Source organism: Amycolatopsis kentuckyensis, from assembly GCF_002155975.1.
Classification (GTDB): domain Bacteria; phylum Actinomycetota; class Actinomycetes; order Mycobacteriales; family Pseudonocardiaceae; genus Amycolatopsis; species Amycolatopsis kentuckyensis.
On sequence record NZ_MUMI01000489.1, the window covers coordinates 1 to 12,519 of the forward strand.

General features: G+C 71.9%; 13 protein-coding genes and 1 pseudogene. 7 read left to right on the plus strand and 7 right to left on the minus strand.

Features of this window, described 5'->3' with window-relative positions; all coding sequences use genetic code 11:
* Positions 1–215: 215 nt before the first annotated feature.
* Both CCN39_RS38090 and CCN39_RS38095 read right to left on the minus strand, forming a co-directional pair.
* Positions 216–938, minus strand: a pseudogene (locus CCN39_RS38090) (oxygenase MpaB family protein); the annotation flags it as partial.
* 32 nt (positions 939–970) lie between these two features.
* Entirely contained in the window at positions 971–1,855 is an 885-nt protein-coding gene (locus CCN39_RS38095) for a LysR family transcriptional regulator (protein ID WP_086850632.1), read from the minus strand.
* Between the two features lie 70 nt (positions 1,856–1,925).
* Here CCN39_RS38095 and CCN39_RS38100 point away from each other — a divergent pair, with 70 nt between their 5' ends.
* The 3 genes from CCN39_RS38100 (at position 1,926) to CCN39_RS38110 (ending at position 4,707) form a co-directional block, all read left to right on the plus strand.
* Positions 1,926–3,218 carry an FAD-binding oxidoreductase gene (locus CCN39_RS38100; protein WP_086850634.1) on the plus strand — a complete coding sequence of 431 codons (1,293 nt, stop codon included), beginning with the start codon at positions 1,926–1,928 and terminating at the stop codon, positions 3,216–3,218.
* Between the two features lie 79 nt (positions 3,219–3,297).
* Complete coding sequence (locus tag CCN39_RS38105; protein WP_208630577.1) at positions 3,298–4,464, plus strand: acyltransferase family protein; 1,167 nt, start codon at positions 3,298–3,300, stop codon at positions 4,462–4,464.
* Positions 4,465–4,707 carry a DUF8617 domain-containing protein gene (locus CCN39_RS38110; protein ID WP_086850638.1) on the plus strand — a complete coding sequence of 81 codons (243 nt, stop codon included), beginning with the start codon at positions 4,465–4,467 and terminating at the stop codon, positions 4,705–4,707.
* Between the two features lie 72 nt (positions 4,708–4,779).
* On the opposite strand, the gene CCN39_RS38115 is transcribed toward CCN39_RS38110, so the two are convergent.
* Complete coding sequence (locus tag CCN39_RS38115; RefSeq protein ID WP_086850640.1) at positions 4,780–5,202, minus strand: nitroreductase family deazaflavin-dependent oxidoreductase; 423 nt, start codon at positions 5,200–5,202, stop codon at positions 4,780–4,782.
* Between the two features lie 99 nt (positions 5,203–5,301).
* On the opposite strand from CCN39_RS38115, the gene CCN39_RS38120 reads away from it, so the two are divergent.
* Positions 5,302–5,766: a MarR family winged helix-turn-helix transcriptional regulator gene (locus CCN39_RS38120; protein ID WP_086850642.1), complete on the plus strand. Its 465-nt coding sequence runs from the start codon at positions 5,302–5,304 to the stop codon at positions 5,764–5,766.
* A gap of 159 nt (positions 5,767–5,925) precedes the next feature.
* On the opposite strand, the gene CCN39_RS38125 is transcribed toward CCN39_RS38120, so the two are convergent.
* The 3 genes from CCN39_RS38125 to CCN39_RS38135 all read right to left on the minus strand — a co-directional run bounded on the left by CCN39_RS38125 (position 5,926) and on the right by CCN39_RS38135 (position 7,802).
* Entirely contained in the window at positions 5,926–6,285 is a 360-nt protein-coding gene (locus tag CCN39_RS38125; RefSeq protein ID WP_086850644.1) for a PLDc N-terminal domain-containing protein, read from the minus strand.
* A gap of 58 nt (positions 6,286–6,343) precedes the next feature.
* Positions 6,344–7,003: a cytochrome P450 family protein gene (locus CCN39_RS38130; RefSeq protein ID WP_086850655.1), complete on the minus strand. Its 660-nt coding sequence runs from the start codon at positions 7,001–7,003 to the stop codon at positions 6,344–6,346.
* Between the two features lie 121 nt (positions 7,004–7,124).
* Entirely contained in the window at positions 7,125–7,802 is a 678-nt protein-coding gene (locus CCN39_RS38135) for a GNAT family N-acetyltransferase (RefSeq protein ID WP_086850646.1), read from the minus strand.
* A gap of 52 nt (positions 7,803–7,854) precedes the next feature.
* On the opposite strand from CCN39_RS38135, the gene CCN39_RS38140 reads away from it, so the two are divergent.
* Positions 7,855–8,697: a PaaX family transcriptional regulator gene (locus CCN39_RS38140; protein WP_086850648.1), complete on the plus strand. Its 843-nt coding sequence runs from the start codon at positions 7,855–7,857 to the stop codon at positions 8,695–8,697.
* Here CCN39_RS38140 and CCN39_RS38145 read toward each other — a convergent pair.
* Positions 8,684–9,079, minus strand: coding sequence for a RidA family protein (locus CCN39_RS38145; protein WP_086850650.1), 396 nt, complete (start codon positions 9,077–9,079; stop codon positions 8,684–8,686). The two genes, CCN39_RS38140 and CCN39_RS38145, sit on opposite strands and share 14 nt — an antisense overlap.
* Before the next feature lie 67 nt (positions 9,080–9,146).
* Here CCN39_RS38145 and CCN39_RS38150 point away from each other — a divergent pair, with 67 nt between their 5' ends.
* Positions 9,147–11,489 (plus strand): bifunctional salicylyl-CoA 5-hydroxylase/oxidoreductase, encoded by a 2,343-nt coding sequence (locus CCN39_RS38150; protein ID WP_086850652.1) that lies wholly within the window; start codon positions 9,147–9,149, stop codon positions 11,487–11,489.
* Positions 11,486–12,519, plus strand: a 1,034-nt coding sequence (locus CCN39_RS38155) for an acyl-CoA dehydrogenase family protein (RefSeq protein WP_086850653.1), incomplete at its 3' end; no start/stop codon positions are given. The genes CCN39_RS38150 and CCN39_RS38155, both read left to right, overlap by 4 nt.

Consider the following 12,519-nt stretch of genomic DNA (forward strand, 5'->3'; position numbering starts at 1 on the left):
TCTTCGCCGTGCCCGGCCGCCGGTTCCACCGGTTCGTGACCACCGGGTTCCTCCCGCAGCGCTTCCGCGACGAGATGCGGCTGCCCTGGACCGCCGCCGACCAGCGCCGCTTCGACGCGCTCCTCGCCGCGCTCGGCCGGGTCGTCCGCGTCCTGCCCGGGCCGCTGCGGCGGTTCCCGTTCAACCTCTGCCTCCGGGATCTGCGGTGGCGGCTGCGGACCGGGCAGGACGCGGACGACCCGGCCGAGCGCGGCGAGGAGCGCGTCGAAGCGGCGCTGGTCGGCGGCGGTCCAGGGCAGCCGCATCTCGTCGCGGAAGCGCTGCGGGAGGAACCCGGTGGTCACGAACCGGTGGAACCGGCGGCCGGGCACGGCGAAGACCGGCGGCAGGAACTCGAGGTCGACGATCCGGGTCAGGTAGCGGCGGACGGTGTCGTCGATGCCGACCTCGGCCAGCCCGCCGGCCCAGTACTCCGCGAAGGCCGCCCGGTCGCCGGGCCACATTTCCGGAGGCACCTGCAGCGTGGTCCCGAGAACGGCGGCCTCGGCGTAGAACCGCTCCGGCTCGCCGCCGACGAAGGCGAGGTAGACGTCTTCGAAGCCCTTGTAGAGGCAGGCCGCGACCCACAGCTGGAGGTCGGTGTCGAAGGCGTCGTAGGCGACCGGGCTCGACGCGGTCGAGTGCACCTGCGCGTGGGCCCGGTTGACGTCCTTGCGGTAGGCCGCGCGCTCGGCGTCGGTGCCCATCGTCGCGACCGCCAGATAGGTCAGCGTGGTCCGCGTCCGCTTCACCGGGTGGCGGAAGAGGTTGCCGCTGTCGACCCGGCTCTCCACGACGCCGTGGCCGACGGGCGCGCGGGACAGCTGCATGATCACGTTCGCGCTGCCGGCCAGCAGCCCGGCGCCGACGACGGCGTCGCGAAGGGCGGTTTCGGTCACCCACCTCAGGGAACGCTCCTGTTGACGAGATGTCAAGAGTCGTAAGCCGCCCGAGCGAACGCGATCAACGCACGGGCGGCCGGGCTCAACGGCCCCTCCGTCCGCCACGCCAGTGCCAGCACACCCCGCAACCCCGACCCGCGGAGCCCCACGACCGACAGTTCCTCCTGGTGGTACCGGGCCAGCGACTCCGGCACGATCGCGACGCCGAGTCCCCGCTTCGCCAGCTGCACCAGCATGTTCGGGTCGGCCGCCTCGAACGCGATCCGCGGCGTCAGCCCCGCCCGGGCGAAAGCCGCGTCCAACGCGGTGCGCAGGCCGGTCCCCTTCGGCAGCGCCATCAGCGGCAGGCCGTCCAGTTCGGGGATCTCGACCGCGGCCCGGCCGTCCAGCGGGCCGGCCGGCGCGGTGACGGCGAGGAACGGCTCGTCGAGCAGCACCTGGATCGCGATGCCCGGCGGCGGGGGTGTCGAGATGCCGACGACGGCGAGGTCGAGCCGTCCCTCGTGCAGCCCCGCCAGCATGGTGTCGGAGTTGGCCTCCGAGAGCGTGATCTCCACCGCCGGGTACCGCTCGTGGAAGCCGGCCAGCAGGTCGGGCAGCCCGACCGGCCCCACCGAGGTCACCACGCCGATCGCGACCTGCCCGCGGACCAGCCCGGCCAGCTCGTCGACGGCTTCGCGCACCCCCTGCACCGCCGCGAGCGCGGCCCGGGCGTGCGGCAGGGCCGCGGCGCCGACGTCGGTGAGCCGGACGGTCCGGCCGGAGCGGTCCAGCAGCTCCTGCCCCAGCTCCCGCTCCAGGCGCTTGACCTGCGCGCTCACCCCGGGCTGGGCCACGTGCAGCCGCTCGGCCGCGCGCGTGAAGTTTCCTTCCTCCGCGACGGCGACGAAGTAGGCGAGCTGATGCAGTTCCATAAGCATTGATTCTAGCCAGCAGAAAAACCAGATCTTGGACTTCTGACCGACTCCACTCGAAGCTGGAGGCATGAACCTCCTCCACCCCGGCCAGGACGGGTACGCCGAAGAAGTCGCCGGATTCCAGACGTCGGTGCCCACGGCCCCCGCGGCCGTCGTCGCCGCCGAAAGCGCCGAGGACGTCGTCGCCGCGGTCCGCTACGCGGCCGAGCACCGGCTGCCCGTCGCCGTCCAGGCGACCGGGCACGGCCTGACGGCGGGCACCGACGGCGTCCTGATCAGCACCCGCGGGATGAGCGGTGTCGAGATCGACGCCGAGGCCCGCACCGCCCGCGTCGAAGCGGGCGCCCGGTGGGAGGCGGTCGTTGAAGCGGCCGGCAAGCACGGCCTGGCGCCGCTCAGCGGCTCGTCCCCGGACGTCGGCGTGGTCGGCTACACGCTCAGCGGCGGCTTCGGGCTGATGGGCCGCCGGTACGGCCGCGCCGCCGACCACGTCCGCGCCCTCGACGTCGTGACCGCCGACGGTGAGCTCCGGCACGTCGAGCCGGGCTCGGACCTGTTCTGGGCCCTGCGCGGCGGCCGGGACGGCTTCGGCGTCGTGACCGCGATCGAGTTCGCCCTCTTCCCGGTCGGCGAGCTCTACGGCGGCAGCCTCACCTTCGACAGCGCCGACGTGCCGGCCGTGCTGCGGGCCTGGCGGACGTGGTCGGCGGCCGCGCCGGACACGCTGACGACGTCAGTGGCCATGGTCCGGTACCCCGACCTGCCGATGCTGCCCGAGCCCGTGCGCGGCCGGCACATCGCCCAGGTCCGGATCGCCTACCTCGGCGAAGACGGCGACGACGTCGTCGCGCCGCTGCGGGCCGTCGCGCCCGCGCTGCTGGACACGCTGCGGCGGATGCCGTTCACCGAGTCGGGGTCGATCGCGGCCGAGCCGCGGCAGCCGCACGGCTACCACGGCACCAACGCGACCGTCTCCCAGCTCAACGACGCCATGCTCGACGCGATCGTCGAGCACGCGGGCCCGGGCGCGGCCGCGCCGCCGGTGCTGATCGTCGACCGGCTGGGCGGCGCGCTCGCCCGGACTCCGGAGACGCCGGGCGTGGGCTGGGACTCCTCGGCCGAGTTCGTCGTCCGGGCGTTGTCGATGGTCGGCGACGAAGGCGTCGCGGCGGTCCGGCGTGCGCACGCGAAGCTGTTCGACGCGCTGGCCCCGTGGACGACCGGCCGTCTCCTGCCGTTCGTCTACGGCGAGCACGCGCCGGAGGAGGTCGCGGAGAGCGTGTTTTCCGGCGCCGACCTGCGGCGGCTCCGGGAGCTGAAGCGCCGGTACGACGCCGGGAACGTCTTCCGGGCGGGGTGAGGCGGGGAAAAGGCCGGGAATCGGGAGCCATATACTCGGCCGGCCTGATCACACCGATAGGGGAACCGTCTTGCGCACGATGAGCCACGAGGACTACCTCGGCATGCGGCGGTTCCCGGGGCTCGACGGCCTGCGCGCGCTCGCCGCGACGATGGTCATCTTCTTCCACTTCGGCGGGCCGAACTGGACGTGGCTGTCGGGCTGGGTCGGCGTCTACCTCTTCTTCGTGCTGTCCGGGTTCCTGATCACGACGCTGCTGCTGCGTGAGCAGGACCGGACCGGCCGGATCTCGCTGTCGAACTTCTACATCCGGCGCGTGTTCCGGATCCTGCCGCCGTACCTGGTGATCCTCGGCGGGATCGTCGCGTTCGTGATCCTGCGCGGCGAGTTCTACTCGCGCGACTTCCCGCAGGCGCTGAAGTACTACCTGACGTTCTTGAACGAGTTCCTGCCGGCGGCCACCACCGGCACGGACAACTTCTTCAGCGGCTCGTGGACGCTCGGGATCGAGGAGAAGTTCTACCTGGTCTGGCCGTTCCTGCTGGTCGCGATCGGGATCGGCGCGGCGAAGCGGAAGTTCCTGCTGGTCGGCGTGTCGATGGTGGCGCTACTGGCGCTGGTCCCGCTGACCACCGGCGGCTTCGTGCTGAACGAATCGCAGACGGCGATCTACCGCTCGACGATCCACTACTTCATCCTGGCGGGCGGCTGCCTGCTGGCGATCCTGCTGCACTACCGCCGCGGGTACACGCTGCTGAAGCCGCTGACGCACCCGCTGGCGGCGATCCCGATCGTCGCGGCGTTCGCGCTGCTGCACACGAACTTCGACGACCTCTGGCACGAGACCCGCAACAACCTGTGGCTGCTGGTGGCGTACGCGGGGCTGACGATGCTCCTGCTGATCGTGCTGGTGAGCCCGGGCCCGCTGCGCTGGCTGCTGAGCACGGCGCCGATGCGGTTCGTGGGTGAGCGCTCGTACTCGCTCTACCTGCTGCAGGGGCCGGTGCACTTCGCCGTCGTCCAGGCGGTGCCGGGGCTCGCACCGCACCGGACGGTGTCGGCGCTGACGGTGTTCATCGTCGGCCTGGCGATCGCGGACCTGATCCACCGCTGGGTCGAGAAGCCGCTGATCGACGTCGGCAAGCGGCTGATCACCCGCAAGGAAGCCCGGCGCGCGGAACGGGAGGCGGTTCCCCCGCCCGCCGAGACGCGCGCCGAGCCCGCGCCCGCACCCGTCGCGTCCTAGATGGCGAAGATACGGTGCAAGTGCGGGACCATCCTTCGCGATGACGATCCGCACGACACCTTCTGGCTCCTGTCCGACGAAGAGTTCGACGTGGAACTCTCCGCGACGCTCCTGTTCGGGCGGGCCCTGCGGGTGGTGCGCTGCAAGGTCTGCCAGCGGCTGTGGTTCTGGGGCGATGACGAGATGACGGAGTACCTGAAGGCCGATGCGTTGCCCGAGGACCCGGCCCCGTCGGACGGCTGAACCCGTCGGCGCCGGCATGCGGCCCGTGGGAGCCGCATGCCGGGCGGAGCACGAGCCCGCGCCGGTCGGGTCCTAGCGCTCCAGGACCACGATCGGGATGATCCGGTCGGTCTTCGTCTCGTACTCGGCGAAGCCTTCGGCGTGCGCGACCATGCCCGCGTACAGGCGGTCGCGCTCGGCGCGGTCGGCGATCACGGTGGCCGTGGCCTCGAACTTCTCGGTGCCGACCTCGACGGTGACCTTCGGGTTGGCGACCAGGTTGTGGTACCAGGCCGGGTTCTTCGGCGCGCCGCCCATGGACGCGGCGACGACGTAGCGGTCGCCGTCCCGGGTGTAGACGAGCGGGGACAGGCGCTCCGCCCCGCTCTTCGCGCCGGTGGTGGTGAGCAAGAGCACGTTCTTGCCCTCGAAGTAGTTGCCGACCTTGCCCTCGTTGGCCCGGAATTCCTCGACGACCTGCTTGTTGAAGTCGTTCATGTCGGCTGGCGTGGTCATGGGATCCCCTTGTTTCTGGCCGGTAGGCTCGAGCGGGAGCGAGGTACGCTCGGCCGAAGAGTTTGCTTTGCAAACAAAACTACCGACGGGAGGTGGGCGGTGTCAACGGAGCCCGGACCGAGCGTCGAGGACGGCGTCCGGCAGCTCTTGCTGCTCATGCCCCGCCTGGTCGGCCGGGCGAAGCGCACCCCGGTGCCGGCCGAGCTGGACGGCTGCGCGCTGGCGCCCCGGCACCTGTCGCTGCTGTCGTACCTGCTCTTCGACGGCCCGATGACGGTCACCGAACTGGCCACCCGCCTCCAGGTGGCCCCGACGACGGCGAGCCTGATGGTCGGCGACCTCAGCCGCCAGGGCGTCCTGAACCGCGACGAAGACCCGGCCGACCGCCGCCGCACGATCGTCAGCATCGCCGAGGACAAGCGCCCGGCAGTCGACGCCTGGCTCGCCCGCGGCGCCAAGGCCTGGAGCGACGCCCTGACCCCGTTGACCCCCGCCGAGCGCCGCCTGGTGATCACGACACTGGAAGCCTACGAACGCGGCACCTGCGACGGCCCCGCCTGCTGACCCCGTGTCGACCCCCCAATCACGCGAGTCGACCCTTCAATCACGCGTGATGACCCTTCGATCACGCGGACTGCCCGGCCGGAACGGTCGACACGTGTGATCAGACGGTCGACACGCGTGACGGGAGGGTCGACACGCGTGATCAGACAGTCGACACGGTTATTCGTCGCCGCGCTTTTCGCGGGCCAGCTTGCGCTGGGCTTCCGCGCGTTCCCGGCACTTGCGGAGGAATTCCTCGTCGTCCTCCGGGCTCGTGGCCGCGAAGCGGCCCGGCCGGTCGTACTCCGGGAACGCCGAGGCCTCGCGCTCGTAGCGGCCGCGGGCCCGCGCCACCTGCTGCGGACGGCCCGCCACCAGCCAGATGATCGAGCCGACCAGCGGCACCACCAGCACGAGCAGCAGCCACAGCCCCTTCGGCAGGTTGCGGCAGGACCCCTCGTCCGTGGTGATCACGTCGACCAGGCAGAAGATCCACAACCCGAACGTGACGATGCCGAGCAGGCCGTTGAAGTACAGCAATTCCCCGCCTTCCCCCAAAGAATGAACGCGGTAAGTCTTAGCAGAAGGCCGGGGCAGTTCAGCCGCGGGTCACCCGCAGCACCGCGGGCATCCGGAGATTCGGCGACGGAACCCACGGGACTTCCGCTTCTGTCAGGCGAAAACCGCGCAACGCCGCGAGAACGCCGGCCGCGAGAGCGAGGGCGTGCCGCGATCCCGGGCACGCGCGCGGCCCGGCCCCGAACGGCGTCCCGGCGAGCGGCACCGTCACGTCGGAGCCGTCGACCCGGCGGCGGGTGGCGAGCACCGGCTGCTCGGCCGGTTTTCCGGTCAGTGCCGCGAAAAGCCGGTTGCCGATGAGGCCCGCCGTGGCGTCGCAGGCCTGGACGAGCAGGCCGATCCGCGCCGCCGCCAGTTCGGTCGGCCCGCCGCACACCGCGATCAGCCGCGTCAACGCCGCTTCGGCGGCCGCGTCGGGCGTCACGTGCGGGTGGTACGCCGCCGCAACCGGGATGACGTCGGCCGAAACGTCCGGCAGGCCCAGCGCCTCGGCGAGCACCCCGACCGGCACCGGCCGCGCGATCCGCGCCATCACGTCGACGACTTCGACCCCGGAAACGATCCGGCGGGTTCGCGTGAAAGCGCTGTCCTGCAGGAGATCCACGTCAAGAGAACCCAGCAGCTCCACGGCGAGCGCCCGCCGCCGGACGTGGTCGGCACCGTTGCTGAAGCGGGCCACGGACGCCCGCAACCAGGCGACGCTCCCCGGCGGAACGTCGACGGGCACGGGCGGAACCGGAGCGGAAAGCGAAGTCATACGGCGAAGCTAATGCCGGAAAACGTCGGCCAGGACCGAAGTTTCACAGCACCGACGACACCGGGAACCAGGTCGCCTGGGGTCCGCCGCACCGCGCCGGGCGCGGGACGTCGTGCTGGAACCACCACGCCTCGGTGACGCGGCCGTCCGGCAGCCGGTACGTCGGCGGGCCGCCCACGCGGACGAGCCCGGCCGCCTGCAGCGACCGCGCGCTGGCGACGTTGCCGACCTCCGCACCGGCCCGCACCCGCCCCAGCCCGAGGTGGTCGTGCGCCAGCGTCAGCCCGGCCGCGAAGAGCACCCGCCCGTAGCCGCGGCCGCGGTAACCCGGCGCGAGGTAGCCGCCGGTCTCCGGGCCGCCGTCCTCGCCGGTGTGCACGCTCACCAGGCCGACGCAGCGGTTGGCCTCGACGTCGATCATCACCAGGTCGACGGACTGCGGGTCGGGGGACGCCCAGTCCGGGCCGGTGCCGGGCACGACCCGCAGCGCGTCCGCCCGCGCCGGCTCGGCGACGATCGAGTCGCGTTGCCAGCCGAGCCACCGCTGCGCGGCCGGATCACTGCCCCCGGCCACGGCGGCGGCGTACTCCCACGCGGTCGGCGTCCGGAAGAGAAAGCGCCCGCTGCGCAGCACGTGGCCCTGCCGGTCGCAGGTCCGCTTGGTCATCAGGCGGCCCCGGCGGGTGAGCCGGTCGAAGATCCCCTTGGTGGCTGGCAGCATCGCGGCGAAATCGTAGCGGAGCGATCCGGGCGGGAGTTGCTATCGTGGCGCGATGACGGCCGTACCCGAGGCAACCGAACTGGACGGCTCCGGCCGGTCCGCCCAGCCTCGCCAGCTCATCGTGACGGTGTACGGCCTCTACTCGCGCACCGAAGGCGGCTGGCTCTCGGTCGCCTCGCTGATCGACCTGCTGGCCGCGGTCGGCGTCGACGAGCCCGCGGTGCGCTCGTCCATCTCCCGGCTGAAGCGCCGCGGGATCCTCGAAGCGGTCCGCCGCGACGCGACGGCGGGCTACGAGCTGTCCGGTGAAGCCCGCGAGATCCTGCGCGAGGGCGACGAGCGGATCTTCCGCCGCGGGCGCGCGACCCCGGCCGACGGCTGGCTGCTCGCGGTGTTCTCGGTGCCCGAGACCGAGCGCCACAAGCGTCACCTCCTGCGCACCCAGCTCGCCCGGATGGGCTTCGGCACCGCGGCCTCCGGCGTCTGGATCGCCCCGGCCCACCTGCACGCGGCCACCGAGGAAGCGCTCACCCGGCTCGGCCTGGCCGGGTACGCCGACCTGTTCCGCGCCGAGCACCTGGCCTTCGGCGACGTCTCGGCGAAGGTCCGCGACTGGTGGGACCTCGACCGGCTGGACGAGCTCTACACGACGTTCCTCGACGAGCACGGCCCGGCGCTGCGCCGCAGGTCCGTGACCGAGGAGCAGGCCTTCGCCGACTACGTCCGCGTGCTGACCGGCTGGCGGCGGATGCCCTACCTCGACCCGGGCCTGCCCGCGGAGTTCCTCCCCCGCGACTGGTCCGGGATCCGCGCGGCCGAGCTGTTCTTCGAGCTGCACGCGAAGCTGGAGACGCCGGCCCGCGCGTACGTCGCGAAGGCGATCAATCTCGGCTGAGCACCGCGAAGCCCTGTACCTCGACCAGAGCCGCCTCGTCCCACAGCCGGGACACGCCGATGCCCGCCATCGCCGGGTACTCCGTGCCCGCGAGCCGCTTCCAGACGCGGCCGATCTCGCGCACGTGGGCCCGGTAGTCGGCCATGTCGACGATGTAGATCGTCACGCTGCACAGGTCCGATGGCGACCCGCCGGCCGCGCGCAGCGACGCCAGCAGGTTGCCGAGCGCGCGTTCGAACTGCTCGACGACCCCCTCGCCGACGATCCGGTTCGACGCGTCCAGCGCGGTCTGCCCGGCGAGGAAGACCACCCGGCCCTCGGCCACCACCGCGTGCGAGAACCCGGACGGCTTGCCCAGCTCCGGCGGGTTGATGCGTTCCATGCGGGACACGGTACGCCATCTTTCGCGTTATTGACGGTCGTAGTCGTCACGACATACCCTGGACCGCGTGCGAATCGCGGTCATCGGTGGCGGCCCGGCGGGTCTGTACTTCGCCGCGCTCGCGAAGCAGCTCGGTCCCGGCCACGAAATCACCGTCTGGGAACGCAACGCGCCGGACGACACCTTCGGCTTCGGCGTGGTGTTCTCCGACGAGACGCTCGGCGGCATCGAGCACGCCGACGCGGCGGTGCACGAGGCGATGAAGGCCGAATTCGCCCGCTGGGACGACATCGACGTCCACTACCGCGGCACGGTGACCACCTCGGGCGGCCACGGCTTCGCCGCGATGAGCCGCAAGCGCCTGCTCGGCATCCTCCAGAGCCGCTGCGGCGAGCTCGGCGTCGGCCTGCACTTCCGGGAGGAGGCGCCGGCCGACCTTTCGGGGTACGACCTCGTCATCGCGGCCGACGGCGTCAACTCGGCGGTGCGCGCGCGGTACGCCGAGACGTTCCGGCCGAGCGTCGAGACCCGCCGGTGCCGGTACATCTGGCTGGGCACCGACCTGGTCTTCGACGCGTTCAAGTTCTACGTCCTCGAAACGCCGGCCGGGATCATGCAGGTCCACGGCTACCCGTACGGCCGCGAGGGCAGCACGTTCATCCTCGAGGTCTCCGAAGACGTCTGGCAGCGGACGTTCGGGCCGATCGCGGCGACGTCGCTCAAGCCCGGCGAGAGCGACGAGAAGTCGATCGCCCTGATCCGCGAGCTGTGCGCCGACGTCCTCGACGGCCACCAGGTGCTGGCGAACAACTCGAAGTGGGTCTCGTTCGGGACGGTCCGCTGCGAGACCTGGGTGCACGAGAACGTCGTCCTCCTCGGCGACGCGGCGCACACCGCGCACTTCTCGATCGGCTCGGGCACGAAGCTGGCGATGGAGGACGCGCTCGCGTTGGCCGCGTGCCTGCACGAAAACGACGGTGTGGCGGCGGCGTTGAAGGCCTACGAGCTGGAGCGGCGGCCGGTCGTCACGTCGACGCAGCGCGCCGCCCAGGCCAGCCTGGAGTGGTTCGAGAACATCGCGCAGTACGCGCACCAGGAGCCGCCGCAGTTCGCGTTCAACATCCTCACGCGCAGCCGCCGCGTCACCTACGACAACCTCCGCCTGCGCGATCCCGAGTTCGCGGCCGAGCTCGACCACTGGTTCGCCCGCTCGCTCGGGACGACGTCGCGGCCGCCGATGTTCCAGCCGTTCTCCCTGGGCGGCCTCGAGCTGCCGAACCGGATCATCGTGTCCCCGATGGACATGTACTCCGCGGTCGACGGCGTGCCGGGCGACTTCCACCTGGTCCACCTGGGCAGCAAGGCGTTGGGCGGCGCCGGGCTGGTGATGACCGAGATGGTCTGCGTCTCCCCCGAAGGCCGGATCACGCCCGGCTGTGGCGGACTGTACACATCGGAGCAGGAAGCGGCGTGGAAGCGGATCGTCGACTTCGTGCACGCGCAGACGCCGGCGCGCATCGGTGTCCAGTTGGGACACTCCGGGCGCAAGGGTTCGACGAAACTCATGTGGGACGGCATCGACGAGCCGCTCCCGTCCGGCAACTGGGAGGTGTGCGCGCCTTCGCCACTGCCCTATTCGGACCGCAACCAGGTCCCGCGTGAACTGTCCACATCGGAGCTTTCGGAAATCCGCGAACAGTTCGCCGCGTGCGCTCGCGCGGCGGCCCGCGCCGGGTTCGACGTCCTCGAACTGCACTGCGCGCACGGTTACCTGCTGTCGTCGTTCCTCTCGCCGCTGACCAACCAGCGGACCGATTCCTACGGCGGTTCGCTCGAAAACCGGCTGCGCTTCCCCCTCGAGGTCTTCGACGCGGTCCGCGCGGCATGGCCCGCTTCGCGGCCGATGACGGTGCGCATCTCGGCGACCGACTGGTGCGAAGGCGGCATCGACGCGGACGACGCCGTCGAGATCGCACGCGCGTTCGCCGCCCACGGGGCCGCGGGCATCGACGTCTCGACCGGCCAGGTCGTCAGCGAGGAACGCCCGCAGTACGGCCGCAGCTACCAGACGCCGTACGCCGACCGGATCCGCAACGAGATCGGCGAGGAGTACGGGATCGCGGTGATCGCGGTCGGCGCGATCTCGTCCTACGACGACGTCAACTCGCTGGTCCTGGCCGGGCGCGCGGACCTGTGCGCGTTGGGCCGGACACACCTCTATGATCCACAGTGGACGTTGCACGCGGCGGCCGAGCAGGGGTACCCGATGCCGTGGCCGAAGCCGTTCGCCGCGGGCAGCCGCAAGCCGCAGACGGGCCGCTCCGACGGGCCGGAGCCGCGCCTCGACCTCGTCCGGTCCGGTCCGGCCGGCACCGCCCACGCCCGCTGGCGACCGGGAGCTCCCTCATGACTTTCGCCTTGAATCCCGAGCAGCGGGCGTTCGCCGCCGAGGTGCGGCAGCTGGCGGCCGAGCAGCTGCTCCCGCTCGCCGAGTCCGGTGTGGAGGGTGCGGTCAACCGCCCGTTGCTCAAGGCCATGGGAGCGCTCGGCCTGCTTGCGCGGCTCTTCCCCGGCGTCGCTTCGGGCACGCCGTCGAGGCAGGCGGCCGCGACGGACCTGTGCATCCTGCGCGAGAACCTCGCCACGGTCAGCACGGAGGCCGAGACGGCACTGGCGTTGCAGGGCCTGGGGAGTTACCCCGTGTTGCAGTCCGGAAAGGACGAACAGGTCGCTCGCTGGCTGCCGGCGGTGGCGGCCGGCGACGCGGTGGCGGCGTTCGCGCTGACGGAACCGGACGCGGGCTCGGACGCGGCGGCACTGTCCCTGGCGGCGGAGCCCGACGGCGACGGCTGGCGCCTGACCGGCTCGAAGATGTGGATCTCCAACGCGCCCGAAGCGGACTTCTACACGGTGTTCGCGCGCACGACACCGGGGGCGGGCTCACGCGGGGTCAGCGCGTTCGTCGTCCCCGCGGACAGGCCGGGCCTGGGCGGCGAGCACCTCGACCTGGTCAGCCCGCACCCGATCGGCACGGTGACGTTCGACGGCGTCGAGGTCCGGCGCGAGGAGCTGCTCGGCGAGGAGAACCGCGGTTTCGCCGTCGCGATGCGGACCCTCGACCTGTTCCGCCCGAGCGTCGGCGCGTTCGCCGTCGGCATGGCGCAGGCGGCGTTGGACGCGGCGGTGTCCCACACGAGTTCGCGCGAGGCGTTCGGCGGCCCGTTGATCAAGCAGCAGGCGGTGGCCCACACGCTGGCCGAGATGGCCACCCGCACGGAAGCGGCCCGGCTCCTGGTCTACGCGGCGGCGGGCGCGTACGACGCGGGCGAGCAGAACCTCGGCGGCCGCGCGGCGATGGCGAAGCTGTTCGCGACCGAGGCGGCCCAGTTCGTCGTCGACTCGGCGGTCCAGCTCCACGGCGCCCGCGCGCTGCGGCGCGG